This window comes from Marinobacter alexandrii (genome assembly GCA_039984955.1).
Classification (GTDB): domain Bacteria; phylum Bacteroidota; class Bacteroidia; order Cytophagales; family Cyclobacteriaceae; genus Ekhidna.
Window position 1 is genome coordinate 139,422 of record JBDWTN010000005.1, and the last position, 18,366, is coordinate 157,787.

At 37.9% G+C, this 18,366-nt stretch carries 18 protein-coding genes; 7 read left to right on the forward strand and 11 right to left on the reverse strand.

Annotation, left to right across the window (positions count from 1 at the left end; all coding sequences use genetic code 11):
• Positions 1-18: 18 nt before the first annotated feature.
• The 5 genes from ABJQ32_01445 to ABJQ32_01465 all read right to left on the reverse strand — a co-directional run bounded on the left by ABJQ32_01445 (position 19) and on the right by ABJQ32_01465 (position 4,373).
• The gene (locus ABJQ32_01445) at positions 19-387 is read right to left on the reverse strand and encodes a hypothetical protein (GenBank protein ID MEP5288281.1); all 369 of its coding nucleotides are present in this window, start codon (positions 385-387) and stop codon (positions 19-21) included.
• The gene (locus tag ABJQ32_01450) at positions 384-995 is read right to left on the reverse strand and encodes a tetratricopeptide repeat protein (protein ID MEP5288282.1); all 612 of its coding nucleotides are present in this window, start codon (positions 993-995) and stop codon (positions 384-386) included. The genes ABJQ32_01445 and ABJQ32_01450 overlap by 4 nt, the downstream gene beginning before the upstream one ends.
• Positions 996-999: 4 nt before the next feature.
• Complete coding sequence (locus tag ABJQ32_01455; GenBank protein MEP5288283.1) at positions 1,000-1,845, reverse strand: Ku protein; 846 nt, start codon at positions 1,843-1,845, stop codon at positions 1,000-1,002.
• 101 nt (positions 1,846-1,946) lie between these two features.
• Positions 1,947-2,831, reverse strand: a complete 885-nt coding sequence (gene rimK / locus ABJQ32_01460) for a 30S ribosomal protein S6--L-glutamate ligase (protein ID MEP5288284.1) — start codon at positions 2,829-2,831, stop codon at positions 1,947-1,949.
• A 3-nt stretch (positions 2,832-2,834) separates the two neighbouring features.
• Positions 2,835-4,373 carry an FMN-binding glutamate synthase family protein gene (locus ABJQ32_01465; protein MEP5288285.1) on the reverse strand — a complete coding sequence of 513 codons (1,539 nt, stop codon included), beginning with the start codon at positions 4,371-4,373 and terminating at the stop codon, positions 2,835-2,837.
• A 151-nt stretch (positions 4,374-4,524) separates the two neighbouring features.
• On the opposite strand from ABJQ32_01465, the gene tyrS reads away from it, so the two are divergent.
• Positions 4,525-5,799 carry a tyrosine--tRNA ligase gene (gene tyrS / locus ABJQ32_01470; GenBank protein ID MEP5288286.1) on the forward strand — a complete coding sequence of 425 codons (1,275 nt, stop codon included), beginning with the start codon at positions 4,525-4,527 and terminating at the stop codon, positions 5,797-5,799.
• Here the strand turns inward: tyrS and ABJQ32_01475 are convergent.
• On the reverse strand, positions 5,796-6,854 hold the full coding sequence (locus tag ABJQ32_01475; protein MEP5288287.1) for an AI-2E family transporter: 1,059 nt from the start codon (positions 6,852-6,854) through the stop codon (positions 5,796-5,798). The two genes, tyrS and ABJQ32_01475, sit on opposite strands and share 4 nt — an antisense overlap.
• A gap of 84 nt (positions 6,855-6,938) precedes the next feature.
• Here ABJQ32_01475 and ABJQ32_01480 point away from each other — a divergent pair, with 84 nt between their 5' ends.
• Positions 6,939-7,514, forward strand: a complete 576-nt coding sequence (locus ABJQ32_01480) for a hypothetical protein (GenBank protein ID MEP5288288.1) — start codon at positions 6,939-6,941, stop codon at positions 7,512-7,514.
• Here the strand turns inward: ABJQ32_01480 and ABJQ32_01485 are convergent, their stop codons facing one another.
• Positions 7,515-7,928, reverse strand: a complete 414-nt coding sequence (locus ABJQ32_01485; GenBank protein MEP5288289.1) for an OmpA family protein — start codon at positions 7,926-7,928, stop codon at positions 7,515-7,517.
• Positions 7,929-8,066: 138 nt separating this feature from the next.
• Here ABJQ32_01485 and ABJQ32_01490 point away from each other — a divergent pair, with 138 nt between their 5' ends.
• From ABJQ32_01490 to ABJQ32_01505, 4 genes are all read left to right on the forward strand, one after another.
• Positions 8,067-11,297, forward strand: coding sequence for a hypothetical protein (locus ABJQ32_01490; protein MEP5288290.1), 3,231 nt, complete (start codon positions 8,067-8,069; stop codon positions 11,295-11,297).
• 56 nt (positions 11,298-11,353) lie between these two features.
• Entirely contained in the window at positions 11,354-13,714 is a 2,361-nt protein-coding gene (locus ABJQ32_01495; GenBank protein ID MEP5288291.1) for a penicillin acylase family protein, read from the forward strand.
• Between the two features lie 57 nt (positions 13,715-13,771).
• The gene (locus tag ABJQ32_01500; GenBank protein MEP5288292.1) at positions 13,772-14,596 is read left to right on the forward strand and encodes a prohibitin family protein; all 825 of its coding nucleotides are present in this window, start codon (positions 13,772-13,774) and stop codon (positions 14,594-14,596) included.
• 70 nt (positions 14,597-14,666) lie between these two features.
• Entirely contained in the window at positions 14,667-15,953 is a 1,287-nt protein-coding gene (locus tag ABJQ32_01505) for a citrate synthase (protein ID MEP5288293.1), read from the forward strand.
• An 82-nt stretch (positions 15,954-16,035) separates the two neighbouring features.
• Here the strand turns inward: ABJQ32_01505 and ABJQ32_01510 are convergent, their stop codons facing one another.
• Together ABJQ32_01510 and ABJQ32_01515 are read right to left on the reverse strand one after the other, a co-directional pair.
• Positions 16,036-16,425, reverse strand: coding sequence for a PAS domain-containing protein (locus tag ABJQ32_01510; GenBank protein ID MEP5288294.1), 390 nt, complete (start codon positions 16,423-16,425; stop codon positions 16,036-16,038).
• A gap of 76 nt (positions 16,426-16,501) precedes the next feature.
• Positions 16,502-16,984 (reverse strand): nuclear transport factor 2 family protein, encoded by a 483-nt coding sequence (locus tag ABJQ32_01515; GenBank protein ID MEP5288295.1) that lies wholly within the window; start codon positions 16,982-16,984, stop codon positions 16,502-16,504.
• 78 nt (positions 16,985-17,062) lie between these two features.
• On the opposite strand from ABJQ32_01515, the gene ABJQ32_01520 reads away from it, so the two are divergent.
• A complete protein-coding gene (locus ABJQ32_01520) occupies positions 17,063-17,452 on the forward strand; it encodes a cytidine deaminase (protein MEP5288296.1) in 390 nt (129 codons plus the stop codon).
• Here ABJQ32_01520 and ABJQ32_01525 read toward each other — a convergent pair.
• Together ABJQ32_01525 and ABJQ32_01530 are read right to left on the reverse strand one after the other, a co-directional pair.
• Positions 17,449-17,952, reverse strand: a complete 504-nt coding sequence (locus ABJQ32_01525; GenBank protein ID MEP5288297.1) for a hypothetical protein — start codon at positions 17,950-17,952, stop codon at positions 17,449-17,451. The genes ABJQ32_01520 and ABJQ32_01525 overlap by 4 nt on opposite strands.
• Before the next feature lie 40 nt (positions 17,953-17,992).
• On the reverse strand, positions 17,993-18,361 hold the full coding sequence (locus ABJQ32_01530; GenBank protein ID MEP5288298.1) for a response regulator: 369 nt from the start codon (positions 18,359-18,361) through the stop codon (positions 17,993-17,995).
• Positions 18,362-18,366: the final 5 nt, after the last annotated feature.

Consider the following 18,366-nt stretch of genomic DNA (forward strand, 5'->3'; position numbering starts at 1 on the left):
CTTCAAACTAACTACTATTTACATCGCCTTCTTATCATGATCTTGCATTTGAAATGAGCCTTTTGCTTTTTCCATAGGCTTCTTGGCTTTCATAATCATGAATTTAGCAGCCATATTCAACAACTCGGGCTGGCCAGAATAAGAATAACCCAGTTCTTTCAATTCTTCAATTATTTTGCCATATTCCTCAGCCTTAGAAAGAGAAAAATTATCAGAATTCTGAAGGTAAACTGCTTCTATCACTCCTAATGAATGCTTCAGCATTCTGAAAAGTTTTTGATTTTTAGTCTCACGTTCCTCTCGAAAGTGTTTAGCATAGACTTCAGGCATCAACTCCTTCAAGCGTTCGAAATGTTCGTTTAGTACAGGATGCTTGTCTTTTGTCATTTGGCTATGGAGTTTAATGTTTTAATAAGTTCGGTTGCTGTATGATGTTCACTACTTGGAGCTAACTCAACATATTTATTAATACTTAGGATGGCCTCATCGTATCTCCTAAGAGAAATCAGAACCAAACCAAGGTTGTAATAGCTATTTGGATACTCTGTTTCGATTTGAGTGGAAAGTTCATAATGCACTTTTGCTAATTCTAGATTACCTAAGTCTGAGTAGACATTACCCAAATTATAATGAGCCTCAAAATGCCTTGGGTTCTTCTTTAGACATAGAGTAAGATAATCAATGGCTTTACTTAAATCTCCTTGACTTGATTTAAGAATTCCAAGATTGCAATATGCATCTTCTATTGACTGCCCATTTTCAATAGCCAATAGATAATATTTTTCAGCCTCAGGATTGTTATTTTCATCAAGACTCAATGCCTCTTCAAAGAAGGACCCGGCTTTTGGTAATGAAAGTAAAGGTGTATTATCAGGAAGCTGATCAAACATATTTAACTGCCCATAATCTTCAAGATTAGGCTTTCTCCTCCTTCGTGCCTTCTTGGGACCTAATTTTTCTGGAGGATTAACCGGAAATTGGACAACTTTTGTCATTCTCTTAGCTTGCTTTTCGCTTCACTTCTTTCTCTTCTACTTTATCGCTTTTATCAACTTTCTTCATTGGCTTTTTAGACTTTTTGGCTTCATCTATGCTTGCCTTCAAAGCTGTCATGATATCAACTACTTCGGGTTCTTCTTCTACGAATGATACAACTTCATTACCCTTAATCTTGCTATCAATCATTTCTCTCAATGCGTCATTATACGTATCCTCAAGCTCTATTTTCTTGAATTTCTTGGTCATAGACTTGATCAGCATATTGGCAAGTTTCAACTGCTCCTCATCTGCATCTTCCTCAATTCTCAAATTAGGAACATCTTTGATATTTCTTACTTCACTTGGGTAGCGAAGTTTATGGATCATAATTCCACGATCATGAGACGTTAATAAAACCATACTCTCTCGATCTCGCAAGACAACTTTTCCAACACCTACTTTACCTGATTCTCTTAGGGCTTGACTTAATAGAGCATACGTTTTACTTGCCACATCTCCATCAGGCCCAGCAAAGTAAGGTGAATCATACAGTGTTTCATGAATTTCATTAACATCCACAAATCCCTCTATCTCAATGACTTTTGTGCTTTTTAACTTGACTTTTTCAAAATCATCAGACTCTACTATCACAAACTGACCTGGCTCATATTGATATCCTTTTACGATATCTTCCTGACGCAAAACATCACCAGTAACTTTATCTCGTTTTTCGTATTTAACAGGATTGTTAGTCTCTTTCGAGAGTAAATTGAATTGAACCTTTTGGGCAGTATCTATGGCATTATATATCCTTATTGGGATTGTTACCATTGAAAATCGAATATGACCTTTCCAGATAGCCCTCATATGTATCAATTTACTGATTTAGCCAGTAAATTAAAAATCTTTAACTTTTAATCCAAGTAAAGTATTTTAAGTTATTGATTTATAGTTATTTATGTATTTGCTCATTCATCGTAATCAGTGTTGCGCTCGATGTATTTTATGATCTCTCCTGCAATATTTTTTCCAGTAGCTGCTTCTATTCCTTCTAAGCCCGGCGATGAATTAACTTCAAGAATAAGTGGTCCTTTTGATGATTGAAGTAAATCGACTCCTGCAACACCAAGTCCCATAGCTTTAGCAGCCTTTAAAGCAGCGCGCTCTTCTGCATCAGACAATTCAATGATCTCTGCAGTACCTCCTCGATGCAAATTGGAACGGAATTCTCCTTCCTTCCCTTGCCTCTTCATAGCTCCTACAACTCTATCTCCAATGACAAATACTCGTACATCTGCACCACCTGCTTCTTTAATAAATTCCTGTACAATAACTCTTGCTTGAAGCCCATTAAAAGCTTCTAGCACTGACTCTGCCGCTTTCTGTGTTTCTGCTAATACTACTCCCAGTCCTTGTGTTCCTTCCAGCAGTTTAATAACACACGGCGCTCCTCCTACGGCATTTATTGGAGTCGTAACATCTTTAGAATAGTTGGTGAAAACAGTCTTAGGAAGCCCCAATCCCGATCTCGAAAGTATCTGCAAACTCCTCAATTTATCTCTTGATCTTACAAGAGCAACGGATTCAGTAGTCGAGAATACGTTCATCATTTCAAATTGACGAACCACAGCTGTACCGTAAAAGGTCACAGATGCCCCAATACGAGGTATAATAGCATGAAGCTCCGTTATATTCTCTCCCTTATGATAAATTTTCGGTTTCTTTTTTTCTATTTCAATATTACATCTGGAATGGTCCAGAACTCTCATTACATGGCCTCTGGCCTCACCAGCTTCTAATAGTCTACTAGTTGAATACAATTTAGGATTTCGGGAGAGTACTGCTATATTCATAATCTATATTGCTTTTTTGTTTTTTAATAAAGATCCTTCTTCGAAAGAAGGATACAAATCTTCGTAAGATCTAACTTCTGATAAAGATATCCTACGATTAATATGAGCTCTTCTGATTTCTGCTGGTGACCTCATGCCTGCTGCCCCTATTAATTCATAAAAAGCCTTTACGGTTTCTTCTTGGAAGTTTGCCACACGTTCGGCTTTATCATTGGGATCAAGCCCTCGCATCAACATCTTGTTCTGAGTAGCAACTCCTGTTGGACAAGAATTGGAGTTACATTGCAGTGCTTGAATACAACCAAGGGCCAACATCATTGCTCTTGCAGAATTGCATAAATCAGCGCCGAGAGCCATCGCCCTTACCATATGGAAAGAGGAAATTATTTTACCAGAGGCTACAAGTTTTATGTCCTTACGTAAATCAAACCCTCTCAATGTATCATGAACGAAAGAGAGTCCGTCACGTAGTGGAGCCCCTAATGAATTTGAAAATTCCACAGGTGCTGCTCCAGTTCCTCCTTCTCCTCCATCTATTGTGATAAAGTCGGGTTTTATTCCTGTGGAAATCATTGCTTCGCAAAGACTTATAAATTCATCTTTTGAGCCAACGCACAACTTAAATCCAATGGGCTTTCCTCCAGATAAATCACGCAACCGCTTGACAAACTCCAATAACCCAATTTCTCCACTAAAAGCAGAATGGGTGGGCGGTGAAAAAACCATGGTATGAGGTTTCACGCCTCTTATTTTAGCTATTTCTTTCGTATTTTTCGATGCAGGAAGAATGCCTCCATGACCAGGTTTAGCACCTTGCGATAGTTTGATGTCAATCAGTTTGACACTAGGTAATTTGGCTTTTTCTGCAAAGGCTTCAGGGTCAAAATTTCCATTTACATCCCTGCATCCGAAATAACCTGTTCCTATTTGCCAACACAGGTCACCTCCATGCCTTAAGTGAAATGGGCTAATGGCTCCTTCTCCTGTGTTATGGAAAAAGTGCCCCTCTTTAGCCCCACGATTCAGTGCGAGAATAGCATTTTGACTCAATGAACCATAACTCATTGCAGAAATATTTAGCAATGCAGCTTCATATGGTTGCTTACAATCTGGTCCTCCTACTGTCACACGTTGACTGTGATCGAGATCTTTGTGGTCCAATGCATACATAGAATGACCTAACCATTCATACCCTGAACGATAAACTACTTCTTGAGTACCGAAGGGAGTCGTATCATTTACCTTTTTTGCTCTACGATAGACTAGCGAACGATATATTCTGTTAATCGGGCGACCCTCTGTATCAGTCTCAACAAAGTATTGCATGATCTCCGGGCGAATACTTTCAAATAGATACCGAAGGTTTCCGAATACGGGGAAGTTTCTTCGGATAGCCTTTTTTCTACTAAATACATCAGTAATCCCGATGATTGAGACAGGAAATACTATTAATAGAGTCCAAAGGCCAGGCTTCCAAAAAAAGAAAAACAAAATCTCAATGATTAAAATCACTGCGATGATTTTATAAAAAATATATCTCATTGCTTAGTTAAGTAAGGTTAGTATACTGCTAGAGAGAGTTAAGATACCTACTTTCAGTATAAATCTTTAGTCATCGAATGTAAAGCAAATAATAAGTTGAACGTAAGACATATCCCACCTATTTTTGCGACCTGATTTTTAATATTATTTCATGAAAGATTTTGTTGAAGAGTTGAAGTGGCGAGGAATGGTCCATGATATCATGCCAGGTACACAAGAAGAGCTAAATAAAGGCATGACTGTCGCTTATATTGGCTTTGATCCAACAGCGGATTCTTTACATATTGGCAACATGGTTCAAATCATGACATTGGTGCATTTCCAAAAATGTGGACATAAGCCAATGGCCCTTGTCGGTGGGGCCACCGGAATGGTTGGAGATCCTTCTGGAAAATCTTCTGAGAGAAACTTGCTAGATGAAGAAATATTAAATCATAACCTAGAGTGTGTACAAAAACAGCTTGAACGATTCCTTTCGTTTGAAGGCGAAAACTCTGCTGAAGTGGTCAACAATTATGACTGGTTCAAAGAGTTCGGCTTTCTTGAGTTTATAAGAGATGTAGGCAAGCATATAACCGTTAATTATATGATGTCTAAAGATTCTGTGAAGTCTAGACTTGAAACAGGTCTCTCATTTACAGAATTCTCCTATCAGTTAGTCCAAGGTTATGATTTCTATTATCTATGGAAACACAAGAAAGCCAAACTTCAATTGGGCGGATCAGATCAATGGGGGAATATTGTAACCGGTACAGAATTAATAAGAAGAAAAGAGCAAGGGGAAGCTTACGCAATGACCACTCCCTTAATAACAAAAGCGGATGGATCTAAATTTGGGAAATCTGAAGGAGGAAATATTTGGCTTGACCCAGAAAAAACATCGCCATACAAGTTCTATCAATATTGGATAAACTCCTCTGATGAGGATGTTGAAAAATATATCAAAATATTTAGTCTAAATGGGCGTCAGGAAATTGAGTCTTTAATAACTGAGCATCAAGAAGCTCCTCATCAAAGATTACTTCAAAGAACACTCGCCGAAGAATTGACAGAGCGTGTGCATTCAAAAAAGGATTTAGATATTGCCATAAAAGCTAGTTCGATTTTGTTTGGAAAGTCTACCACCGCGGATCTGGAAAGTTTAGATGAAAATACACTTTTACAGGTCTTTGAAGGAGTACCTCAAACAGAAGTCAATAAAAATGAACTTGGCAATGATGTTACAACATTCTTGAGTGAGACAACCAAAAACATAATCTTCAAGTCCAAGGGTGAAGCAAGAAAAATGATTCAAGGTGGTGGAGTAAGTATCAACAAAACTAAGGTAGAAGTACCTGATCAACAGGTAGATTATAAACTCCTTCAGGATAAGTATTTACTAGCACAGAAAGGCAAGAAGAATTACTATTTGATTAAAGTAAACTAGCTACTCTTATTCAATCCTTTCTTATCCATAAGTCTTACAAAAACTTGTGCCTGACTCATATTTTCCAAGGCCACCTTACACATAAAGGTTAATGGGACGGCTAGTAACATCCCGGCTGTTCCCCACATAAATGCCCAAAAAACAAATCCGAAAAGAACTGATACGGTGTTAATGGAAAAAGTATCTCCCATCCACTTGGGCTCAATTACATTCCCCATAACTAATTGGATGCCTTCTAAACAGACGAAAACAACGAGTACCTGAGACACACTACTACTATCAATAATAGTCAAAACCAAAGGAGGAACAATCGCAATTAAAGATCCTATGTAAGGGATATAGTTTAAGACGAAAGCAAGAAAGCCCCAGAGCAAGGAGTATTCAATACCAAAAAACCAGCACATCAGACCAGTAGCTAAACCTGTGATAAGACTTACAAAGGTTTTTACTTTAATGTAAGAGCTAATAGAGTCTTTAATGCGATTAAAAGTCACTAGCGTTTTTTCTTTATTTCGAGAATCTCCAATTATGTATGAGATTGTTTTATCAAACTGAGTAATAGCACCCAGCAGCCCGGCAAAGTATAGTATCGTCAGTAGCAGTGATGCTGATATACCGCTTAAGCTTGAAATAAACGAACCTGATGCCGACCAGAAAGATCCTGATTGTAGCAATTCAGCTACAGCATCTCTCAATTCTCCTTCTCTAAAAGTTACGCCTATGTATGAGGTATAATCATTAATAAAAGGTCTTAAATCTGTCGAAATACTATCTAAAATAACTTCACTATTTTCCACTAGGGCTTGAACCACATTGAAAAGGCCAAAACCTATGAAGAAGAAGATTGTCATGGTAACCACGGTAGTCAGGGCTATACTAATATTCAGAGAAAGAAACCTCATGAACAGATGAACCAATGGCTGAAATAAAACAGCAAAAAATAGAGCAAAAAACAGAGGCACAAATAGATTAGATAATTCGCGCATTAGGTACAAAAGGGCAATTCCTAAGAAAACAGCAAGGATCAATTTTATTTGACCCAGTGATCGCTCCATTGGTGATTGTTCTATCATAATCGCAAAATAATTGAATTAATGTAGGAAACGACTAACTTTATTAAGATTCAAAAATCAAATGTCATGAAAAATCTAACACTTCTCTCATTGTTATTCGTACTTCTTTTGAGTTGCACCGGACAAGAAATCCCAAACAAGGAATATCAACTAAGCACCGCAGTACTTGCTGCCCCTGAACATCAACGAGAAAACGCTACTGTAATTGGGTTTAATGCAAATGGAGATATGATAATTCTCCGAGAAGGAACGAACGATTTTATCTGCATCAGCGACGATCCTTCCAAAGATGGTTTTAGTGTGGCTGCTTATCACAAAAATTTAGAACCATTCATGGCTAGAGGAAGAGAACTAAAAGCACAAGGTTTAAATGCGAAAGAGGTATTTGACAAACGTGAAGAAGAAGTTAAAGCAGGTAATTTAGAAATGCCTGATAAAGCTACTTTATATGTTAGCACAGGAGAACCAAATACAGAAACGGGGGAAATTGATAATCTATATACCAGATATGTTATCTATATACCCTACGCAACTGAAGAAAGTACAGGTATGCCACTAAGTCCTCCAGCTCCCGGAGCTCCATGGATTATGAACCCAGGAACTCACAGAGCTCATATTATGATAAATCCTCCCAAGAATTAATCACATAACTACGGGCCAAAAAATGATATCAACTCTCCGATTTTTACGCCTCCCCTCCCATGTATCATTGTTAAACACTGGATTGAATTGTCCGAAATCTCTTTTTTCTATTTGATTTGATTTAAAATCAAAAAATAGCAGTCGTTGGATAACTGCATCACCACGCATCTCAGACAACCATTCGTTGTATTCTGCTCCACCAATATTATCAGTATGACTATGAATTGTAATGGTATAATCACGAATATCCGAAACTGAATCAATCAGGTGCTTTAACTCCTCCAATTGATATTCATCTATATAATAGCTACCTCCCCCGAAATAAATACTCTTAAGAATATAGCCCTGCGGTTGATCTTGTGCATAAGAGATTGTGGTTAGAGAAACTAAAAGTATAATAATCAGGTATCGCACTGTATATCATTAACGACGATCAACTCGTGTTGTTTCGAGTAATTTATATGATGAATCTACCACTCATCAATTTCAGACTTTCCTTCTGCATGATCCTTTTTAAATTACTGAATCTATAAAAACAGAAACCTAAAAGATATGAAGTACAAATTACTCACTATGCTTCTTGTTGTAAGCTCCGTGTCATTGGCACAAAAGCTTGATATGGAAGCACTAAAAAACATGGCTCCTAGGAGTATCGGCCCAGCTGGTATGTCTGGCAGAATCACTTCAATTGATGTAGTTGCTGATCAACCTGATGTAATGTATGTTGGATCTGCATCTGGTGGAGTATGGAAGTCTACCAGCGGAGGAATTGATTGGGAACCTATATTCAATGATCAGACAACAGCATCCATTGGAGCAGTAACGATACAGCAATCTAATCCATCTGTTGTGTGGGTTGGAACGGGCGAAGGAAACCCTAGAAACTCACTCAATGGTGGCGATGGAATCTATCGAACTTTAGATGGAGGTAAGAACTGGCAAAAAATGGGCCTGGCAAAAACCCGACATATTCATCGAATCATTATCCACCCGAACGATCCAAACACTGTTTATGTAGCGGCGATTGGCTCTCCTTGGGGAGAGCATGAAGAACGGGGTGTTTATAGAACTACTGATGGTGGTAAAACCTGGAGTCGTATTTTATTTAACAATATCAGAACGGGAGCTGCAGATCTAATAATGGATCCTGAAAATCCTAATAAATTAATAGCTGCAATGTGGGAACACAAACGTGATCCTTGGTTTTTTAATTCGGGAGGTCCTGGTTCAGGTATCTTCATAACTCACGATGGTGGAGATACTTGGGAGCAGCGAACAGATGAGGACGGCTTACCAAAAGGGGACTTGGGTCGAATTGGTCTAGCTATTGCACCATCAATGCCAAATGTGATATATGCGTTGGTCGAATCTAAAAAGAATGCACTGTATCGCTCAGATGACGGTGGTTTTAAGTGGAGAAAAATTAATGATAAAAGTGATATTGGGAATAGACCATTTTATTACTCAGAGATTTATGTAGATCCAGTTAATGAGAACAGAGTATATAGCATATTCACGTATGTGAACGTTTCAGTGGACGGAGGTAAATCATTTTCTCAGCTAATGCCAGCATATGGAGCGAATAATGGAATTCACCCCGATCATCACGCCTGGTATATTCATCCATACGATCCAAATTTCATGATGGATGGAAACGATGGAGGATTAAATATCACTAGAGATAGAGGACAGACTTGGAGGTTTGTAGAAAACCTACCCGTAGGACAATTCTATCATATAAATGTAGACAATGAAACTCCATACAATGTATATGGTGGAATGCAAGATAATGGCTCTTGGGCTGGACCTGCATATGTTTGGAAAGCACAAGGTATTAGAAATCACTATTGGCAAGAGATATCTTTTGGAGATGGATTTGATGTTTTACCAGATCCTACCAATAGCAGGTATGGTATATCAACTTCTCAGCAAGGTTTTGCTTCCATTTATGATCGTAAAACTGGCTACAATGAAACCGTAAGGCCTACATATCCAGATGGAGATGACGAGCTTCGTTTCAACTGGAATGTTGGTATGGCGAGAGATCCTCAAAGCCCTTCTACTGTCTACTTTGGAAGTCAATTTGTACATAAAAGCACCGATGGAGGTCAAAATTGGGAGGTTATTTCTCCTGACTTGACAACCAATGATCCCGAAAAGCAGAAGCAAGGAGAAAGCGGTGGTTTAACAATGGACGCAACAGGTGCTGAAAACTATTGTACTGTAATTGTAATTGAAACATCGTCGTTAAACTCTGATTTGTTATGGGTTGGTACCGATGATGGAAATGTACAAATCTCAAGAAATGGAGGTGATAGTTGGACAAATGTTGGTGGTAACCTTCCAGGGCTTCCTAGTGGTACATGGATCACTCAAATAAAAGCATCCAATAAGAATGCAGGAGAAGCATTACTGGTTGCTAATGATTATCGAAGGTTTAACTATACTCCATATGCATACAGAACAAGAGATTATGGACAAACCTGGGAAAGAATTGTTGACGGTAACGATGTTGTGAGTTATGCATTATCAATCGTAGAAGATCCAGAAGAGTCTAGACTACTCTTTTTAGGAACAGATGATGGTCTTTATGTATCTGTTGATGCAGGAAGTAACTGGACAAAATGGACCGAAGGTTTTCCTACTACGAATGCGTACGATTTGGTTATCCATCCTGAAGAACATGATTTGGTTATTGGAACTTTTGGTCGCGCCATATGGGTAATGGATGATATCAGGCCTTTAAGAGAAATTGCCAAAGAGGGTATATCTACTCTTAACAAAACACTAAAGGTTTATTCTGCTCCAGTTGCTTATGCAGCCTCAAACCAACAGCCAAAGGGCTCAAGATTTGGTGGTGATGCTCTCTATAATGGAGAAAATAGACCTTATGGATCAATGCTTTCTTATTCCATCAACAGACCTGAAGACGAAAAGAAAGAGGAGATGGATGATACTAAAAAAAGTAAGAAGGGTAAGAAGAAGGAGGAGCCGATGAAAGACGAAAGTGATGAAGAAGAGAAAGTGTCATATGATTCACTCACTATTGAAGTGTTTGATGGTTCAGAACTCATTAGAACGTTGAAATCGAAAGCTCCTAAAGAGAATGGTCTCCATAGAACTTTCTGGTACATGAATGAGAAAGGAACAAATTTCATGAGTCGCAGAGACAGAAGTGGAAATAGAGAACCTGGTGGAGTTACTGTTCTTCCAGGAATATATAAAGTACGCTTCACTTTTGGGGATCAAAAAGATTCAACAGAGGTTCGAGTCAAGTACGATCCAAGAATCGAAATGTCTAATGCAGCAATCAAAGCTCAGTATGATGCGATGAAAAACTTAGAGTCTAAATACTCAACCGGTGTACAGGCAGTAGATAGGCTTAAAGAGAGTTTGAAAATAGTCCAGGGTGTCCAGGGTGATTTAAAGAAGAAAGACAAAGAGGGGTACAAAGAGCAACTTGAACTTTGCAAGTCTACAATTGACACACTTAATAGTATGTTAAATATATTCTTAGGTGAGGAAGACGATAGACAAGGGATCACTAGAGGAACTCCAAATAGTGTGAATAATTCATATTTTGGAGCTAGAAGATACACTGCTAATGCTCTCCATTCACCTGGTATAACTGAGAACAAATTGATCAAAAAATTTGAAGAGGATCTAGCAGAAGCTATGAAAACGGTAAATGGATACTATACCGAAAATTGGCCTGAGTTTAGGTCAGCGGTTGAGGATTTAGACACCTCTCCTTTCAAGGATTACGAGGAAATAAAAGAGTAACACAAAAGCCATCTCAATTTGAGATGGCTTTTTCATTTTGCTTCAAAATTCAGTCAATGAAAATTATTAAGATAATCGGCGCTATTCTACTCCTTGCCGTCATTGGTATCGTATCATATGTTTTTTACATAAAATCAAGCCTCACTCCTTCTTACAGTGGAGAGAATTCCCTTGCTGGTTTAACAAAAGATACGGAAGTATTTTTCACAGAATATGGTATTCCACATATCTATGCTCAAAATGAATCAGATGCTTATAGATCCCTTGGATACATTCATGCCAAAGAAAGGCTCTGGCAAATGGACTTACTAAGGCATGTAGGTAGTGGTCGACTATCCGAACTCTTTGGGTCTGATATGATAGAAACCGACAAGTTCCTCAGAACCATGGGATTGAGTCGATACTCAAAAGAATCTGCAGAAACCTATATTAAAAGAAACCATCAAAGCTTACCATTAGTAAAAGCCTATATAGAAGGTATCAATAACTACATCGGAAATAATCCAAAACCACTCGAATACATCATTCTAGGTTTGGACATAGATCCTTTCGAGATTCAAAATGTATTTGAAACGCTAACCTACATGTCTTTCAGCTTCTCAAATGCTTACATCACTGATCCTGTTCTCACAGAACTATCCAGCAAACTAGACTCTAGCTACTTGAATGACCTGAACATTTATCACTATGAAGGAGAATCCGTCCTTCGTTCACATGATGATCGCTACAGCAAGCACGCTAAAAACACCATAGCTATGCTTGAAAAATTTAATGTTCCGGAGTTTATAGGAAGTAATAGCTGGGTCCTATCAGGAAGTAAGACTAAAAGCGGAGAAGTCATTCTTTCCAATGATCCTCATATTGCCTTCTCCCAGCCATCAGTGTGGTACGAAGCGCACCTTATCTCTTCAGAGAACGAATATTATGGCTATCATATTCCAGGAGCGCCTTTTCCCCTACTCATGCATTCAGAAAGTCAGGCAATCGGAATTACCATGTTTGAAAATGATGATATGGATTTTTACGTTGAAGAAATTCATCCAGATGATTCAATGATGTATCGACACAAAGATCAATGGAAAGAAATCAACACATATGAAGAAGTCATCAAAGTAAAAGACGAAGAGCCAATTACTTTTTCCATTCGGTCTACAACACATGGACCAGTTGTCTCAGATATCATAAAAGAAGATCCATTGGATGATTTAGTGACTATGTATTGGGTAACCTCTAACCACTCAAACTATATGGTCGAAGCTACCTATGGACTAGTAACTGCTCGTAGCATTGATCAAGTAGAAGATGCCTCATCTATTATTCATGGTCCTGGATTGAACATTATGTATGGAGACTCAAGTGGAAATGTAGCTTGGTGGGCAGTAGGTAAACTAATAAAACGACGAGATGAACAAACAAGTAAGACCTTTTATGACGGGTCTTCTGGTTTGGATGACCCGGATAGCGCGTATTCTTTTACCGAAAACCCTCATGCCATTAATCCTACATGGGGATATGTTCATAGTGCGAATAATCAACCAGACTCAGTTAATGGCATTGCCTATTCCGGCTATTATTTACCAGATGATCGAGGAGAGCGAATTAAAGAAATCCTTGATCAGTCTTCAGAGATTGATGTCAAAGAAATTCAAGGGATGCTTTTGGATGATAAATCCATGATGCAAGAAGCTATTAAAGGAATACTGCTTCAAGCCATTAAGGATACAGAAAGAGGTGATTTACTAAGAGAACTTTTGAAGTGGAGATTCACCTTTCACAAAGATGATTTTAGACCGCTAATCTTTCAAAGATGGGTCAATGAAATACTAAAAGCAGCTAAGAAAGATGAGATTGGGGAAGAACTATGGCCTATGTATAAGAAAACGCATACCTACAAAGTATCAGCTGAGCTTCTGATAAAAAATAATTCATCAAAATGGTGGGATGATGTGAGTACAGAGCAGATTGAAAGCAGAACTGAAATCATACAAGTAGCTTTTGAACAAACCATTAAAGATTTATCCAGCTTTTGGGGGCAAGATTTTACTCAATGGAAATGGGGAGATGCTCACAAACTGAAACATAAACATGCAACAGGAGATGTATTATCTTTTTTAAATGTGGGTGACTTTTCAATTTCTGGGGCAAATGAAGTGCTTAACAATCTAGGTTACACCTATGATGAAGGCTCAGAGCAAACAATCCTTTTCGGCCCTTCAACTCGGAGGATTGTAGATTTCTCAAATATTAGAAACAATAGCTGGAGCATTCTGCCTACGGGCCAATCGGGCAATTATTTTAGCCCATATTATGCAGACCAGGCTAAGATGTATGCAAATGGTCAGTTTAGAAAAATGATTATGAATCATAGTCTAATAAAGAATTCTTCAGATAAAATCGTACTCAAACCAAAAGACTGAACCACATGCAGGTTTAGGGCGTTACATTTGTGTTTTAACCAATCCTAAAAAGAAGATATGGATAATAGAAGATACCTCCCGTTTGTGATTATCGGGATCATTGCTTTCATTGTATTAATTTCAGCGTTTAATCGTATTTTTTATAGAATAGAAGCGTCAGAAAGAGCCGTACTATTCAAAGCTTTGAGTGGAACACTTGAAAAAGAAAATATCATTGGTCCTGGTTGGCACATGAAAGCACCTTGGAATGATATTTATAAGTATGAAGTTTCTGAAAGTAAGATTGAAGAGACAATGGACGTATTGGACAAGAATGGCTTGAGTATTAGTGTGGATATTACCATCCGATTCCATCCTAAGTATGATGCCATAGGTACTATTCAGGAGAATTTCAGAGGAGACTATATTCAACGTCTGGTTATACCAGAGGCAAGATCTACCGTGCGTCAAGTGATGGGTCGTTACACCGCAGAGGAAATTTATTCAACCAAAAGACCAGAAGTAGAGGCATCCATAAAAGAAGAAACTCGGGTCGTATTGGGAGCTGCTGGAAATGAAGTTGAGATGAAAAGCTTGCTTATCAGATCAATTAAACTTCCTGAGCAAATCAAAACTGCTATTGAAAATAAATTGAAACAAGAACAAGAGGCACTTGCCTACCAATTCAGGTTAGATAAAGAAAAAAGTGAAGCCGAAAGAAAACGAATCGCGGCTGAAGGTGAGGCTACAGCAAATAAAATTATAAACAGTAGCTTGACTCCTGAGTTATTAAGAATGAGAGGAATTGAAGCAACAATGGAAATTGCTAATTCCCCTAATTCAAAAGTTATTGTAATTGGTGGCGGAGATGATGGACTTCCTTTGATTTTGAATGGTAACTAAACCTTCAAAATCTGGATTTAAATCGTTATTTTCGTGGAAATTTTAAAATCAGCAAACAAGAATTAAAAGCATGTCAAAAACGGCCCAAATTATCATTGATGGACAGACTTATGAGCTTCCTGTAACTGAAGGTACGGAACAGGAAAAAGCGATTGATATCAGCGCTTTCAGAGGTCAATCTGGTGTAATTACTTTAGATAGAGGTTTTAAGAATACTGGTTCTTGTGAAAGTGCCATTACATTCCTTGATGGAGAGAAAGGAATCTTAAGATATCGTGGGTATCCAATAGAGCAGTTGGCCGATAACTCTACATTCCTCGAAGTTGCCTATTTGTTGATTTATGGTGACCTACCTTCCAAAGCGACATTAGATAATTTTGCTGGTGATATTACACATCACACTTTGGTTAATGAGGATATTAAAAAGATCTTGGATGGCTTCCCCTCTGCTGCCCATCCAATGGGAGTACTTTCCTCATTGATCACTGCACAAACTGCTTTTTATCCGAATAGCCTCGATCCGAATAGATCAAAAGAAGAGACAGAGTTAGGAATCATTCGACTACTTGCCAAAATGCCAACGTTTGCTGCTTGGGCATATAAGAAAAAAGTAGGTCATCCTGTAATCTATCCTAATAACAAAAAGGATTATTGTGGAAACTTCCTCAATATGATGTTTGCTCTACCTGCTGATGATTATGAAGTAGATCCAGTTGTTGCTAAAGCACTTGACAAACTGCTAATTCTTCATGCTGATCACGAGCAAAACTGCTCAGCTTCTACTGTAAGAATTGTGGGCTCCAGTCAAGCAAGCCTTTGGGCTTCAATTTCTGCCGGTATCAATGCACTTTGGGGGCCACTGCATGGTGGTGCCAATCAGGCCGTCATAGAAATGCTGGAAAACATCAAAGCTGATGGCGGAGACACTAAAAAATGGATGGCTAAGGCAAAAGATAAGGATGATCCTTTCAGGTTGATGGGATTTGGTCACAGAGTATACAAGAACTTTGATCCAAGAGCTAAGATTATTAAAAAAGCCGCGGACGATGTATTAGAAAAACTTGGAGTTGTAGATCCAATATTAGACATAGCAAAAGGTCTTGAGGAAGAAGCACTACGAGATGACTATTTCGTTGAAAGAAAGCTATATCCAAATGTGGACTTCTACTCAGGTATTATTTACCGGGCTTTAGGTATTCCTACCGATATGTTTACTGTAATGTTTGCACTAGGAAGGCTTCCAGGATGGATTGCTCAGTGGAAAGAGATGCGTGAGATGGCAGAGCCTATCGGTCGTCCTAGACAAGTCTACATTGGAAAAAACGAGAGAGATTACACAGATCTAAAAAACAGATAAGAAACCTCGATATATAAAAAAGCCATAATTCATTTATGGCTTTTTTTATGCTTAAGAAATAGTGGATTAACAAGAATAGTGATTAATAAAATCGTTCCGTATAAAAACCTATTAATCCAACTACCTTACCGTGCTCTCCCTTTAGAGGAAACTTACAAGTCTCAATCCATCTTTTTTTCATACTAGAATCGGTCTGTTCCTCTACTATTCCAATTTTAAAAATATCGTTGGAGATAACCTCTATATCAGCCAGACGAAAAGAAGCGGCTTCCTCTTTTGTCCATGAAAGATCATAATCTGTCTTCCCAATCAATTGTGTCAAAGACTCAACTCCACAATCTCTTAAAAAAGAATTATTGCAATTAAAAAATCTTGAGTTGACATCTTTACAAAAAACACTTAGGTCTTTCTCTTTCAATAAATATTCAAGGATCATTTGAGAATTAACGTCGAGATTTTCTGGATCAAACATGCTACTTGTCGTGATTAGGTAATAACAATTTAATCAAGAGATTAGGAAAAATAAATTTACTCTTAACGCTACAGTATTAATCAGAAGGAGCCATTGGGAACCTTTCTTCCTTCACACCGCTAACATGACTATTCAGAGCTTTCCACTGTTTATCTATTTTAACAAATGATGTACTAGATGTATAGGTTGTAATATATGCCTCATCCCCCTCTAAACCCTTCATTGTTCCTTTAGCAAGTACTACAGCAGAACCAATCTCAACGATATCTACCTCAAGAATTTGAAATTCTAATGAGTTGTATGAAGGCCCATACTTTCCAACATAGCTCAATTCATCTTGCTTTGTATAGCGATCTCCATTATCATCGATCAGCTGAAAATGCTCATGAAGTAGTTTGTCAAGCAAAACCGTATCTTGTTCCAAATATGCTTTGACCCATTGAGTCTTTTGTATGTCAGTCAATACTTCTAAATCATTCGCATCAACAATATTTTGCTTGACTCCTGAGGTACAACCCCATGCAAATAAGAAAAGTGTGATAATCGGTAAGTGTTTCATTCCACTAAAATTAGCATTAAACAAGTTTTAAAAAAGGAATTTTTGTAATCTATTCTGGTAAATTGATTAATGTTGAGAATGTCATTAGAAGAATTGAAGGAAAAGGCAATTAAAGCTTCTGCAAATGCCTATGCACCCTACAGCAAATTCAAAGTTGGTTGTGTGCTAATTACCTCTACTGGAAATATTTACACCGGTTGTAATGTGGAAAACGCTTCATATGGACTAACTACCTGCGCGGAACGAAATGCAATATCTAACGCGATAAATGCAGAAGGAACGATTGAGATTGACAAGATCATAGTATTTACTCCCACACCTACCCCAACTCCACCATGTGGAGCTTGCCGACAAGTAATTAACGAGTTTGGAAATCCGGAAATAAGGAGCTATTGTGAAGGTGGCGATTTCAGTATTTATCAATCTGATGATTTACTCCCCCATGCCTTTAAGCTAAAAGAAAGCTAATATTTTCTGGTAAGTATTTCGCTGTAGATTACTGCTTTTTTAGCTTCGGACGAATTAAGTCCATCTCGAATTTCATCAGCAATTGACCACTCCTCTTCCTCTCCATCTTTTGAACCTTTAAAAAGACTAGAAGTAGCAAAATGCTCGTCTCTTTCAAAAGTTAAGTCAGCTCCTTCTGCCATTTTAATCGAATCCTCGTAGACCTTTCTACTTTCAGCATCAGCAAAAGATCTTCTTTCTCCTTCTAAGCTAATACTTTCCGCTTCTTGAGTATCCTCTATAACAACAGGCTCTTGTTTTATGATTAGATCCTCTTCATCTTCAACAGAACGACCTTCAGTTATTTCTTTTAATAAATCTTCAAATGATTTTGGCTGAGTTGATGGAGGATTTTTTTCAGAACCAGGCCTTGAGTTAGGTTGATCCTTTTTCTTCTTTTTACGAGTGAAGAAGTAAATAACAGCTGCTATGATATACCACCAGAAATTAAAATCATCCATATAGCTAAGTTAGAAAGAAGAAAGGATAAAAGTGCCTAAACTAATCGTTGATAGTCGACTTCAGCGTAGTAATGATGTTCTCCTTATCAAAAGGCTTACTGAAATAACCCACAATAAGGTTCTGATCTATTGCATCCACTACTTCTTGAGCCCCACCATACCCTGTCAATAAAAAGCAGGGTAGATTCTCACGTGTTTCTTTCACCTTGGTAATAAATTGAATACCATCCATTTCAGGCATTCTCACGTCACTTACCACAGCTGCAATTTCATCATGTCCTTTAATAAGGTCTAATGCTTCTGTACCTGAAGTAGCATTAAGAATTTCAAATTCGTTCTTAAATGTAAATTCAAATAAAGTGATATTGAACTGATCATCATCTACGTACAGAATGGTTGGCTTTGTCATATTGG

What these genes read in the sequence shown, in the direction of transcription:
- ABJQ32_01450 (MEP5288282.1), bottom strand. Translation starts at nt 995, where the DNA reads ATGACAAAAGTTGTCCAATTTCCGGTTAATCCTCCAGAAAAATTAGGT.
- ABJQ32_01505 (MEP5288293.1), top strand. Translation starts at nt 14,667, where the DNA reads ATGTCAAAAACGGCCCAAATTATCATTGATGGACAGACTTATGAGCTT.
- ABJQ32_01530 (MEP5288298.1), bottom strand. Translation starts at nt 18,361, where the DNA reads ATGACAAAGCCAACCATTCTGTACGTAGATGATGATCAGTTCAATATC.
- ABJQ32_01525 (MEP5288297.1), bottom strand. Translation starts at nt 17,952, where the DNA reads ATGGATGATTTTAATTTCTGGTGGTATATCATAGCAGCTGTTATTTAC.
- ABJQ32_01480 (MEP5288288.1), top strand. Translation starts at nt 6,939, where the DNA reads ATGAAAAATCTAACACTTCTCTCATTGTTATTCGTACTTCTTTTGAGT.
- tyrS (MEP5288286.1), top strand. Translation starts at nt 4,525, where the DNA reads ATGAAAGATTTTGTTGAAGAGTTGAAGTGGCGAGGAATGGTCCATGAT.
- ABJQ32_01520 (MEP5288296.1), top strand. Translation starts at nt 17,063, where the DNA reads ATGTCATTAGAAGAATTGAAGGAAAAGGCAATTAAAGCTTCTGCAAAT.
- ABJQ32_01515 (MEP5288295.1), bottom strand. Translation starts at nt 16,984, where the DNA reads ATGAAACACTTACCGATTATCACACTTTTCTTATTTGCATGGGGTTGT.
- ABJQ32_01455 (MEP5288283.1), bottom strand. Translation starts at nt 1,845, where the DNA reads ATGAGGGCTATCTGGAAAGGTCATATTCGATTTTCAATGGTAACAATC.
- ABJQ32_01495 (MEP5288291.1), top strand. Translation starts at nt 11,354, where the DNA reads ATGAAAATTATTAAGATAATCGGCGCTATTCTACTCCTTGCCGTCATT.
- ABJQ32_01510 (MEP5288294.1), bottom strand. Translation starts at nt 16,425, where the DNA reads ATGTTTGATCCAGAAAATCTCGACGTTAATTCTCAAATGATCCTTGAA.
- ABJQ32_01475 (MEP5288287.1), bottom strand. Translation starts at nt 6,854, where the DNA reads ATGGAGCGATCACTGGGTCAAATAAAATTGATCCTTGCTGTTTTCTTA.
- ABJQ32_01445 (MEP5288281.1), bottom strand. Translation starts at nt 387, where the DNA reads ATGACAAAAGACAAGCATCCTGTACTAAACGAACATTTCGAACGCTTG.
- rimK (MEP5288284.1), bottom strand. Translation starts at nt 2,831, where the DNA reads ATGAATATAGCAGTACTCTCCCGAAATCCTAAATTGTATTCAACTAGT.
- ABJQ32_01465 (MEP5288285.1), bottom strand. Translation starts at nt 4,373, where the DNA reads ATGAGATATATTTTTTATAAAATCATCGCAGTGATTTTAATCATTGAG.
- ABJQ32_01490 (MEP5288290.1), top strand. Translation starts at nt 8,067, where the DNA reads ATGAAGTACAAATTACTCACTATGCTTCTTGTTGTAAGCTCCGTGTCA.
- ABJQ32_01500 (MEP5288292.1), top strand. Translation starts at nt 13,772, where the DNA reads ATGGATAATAGAAGATACCTCCCGTTTGTGATTATCGGGATCATTGCT.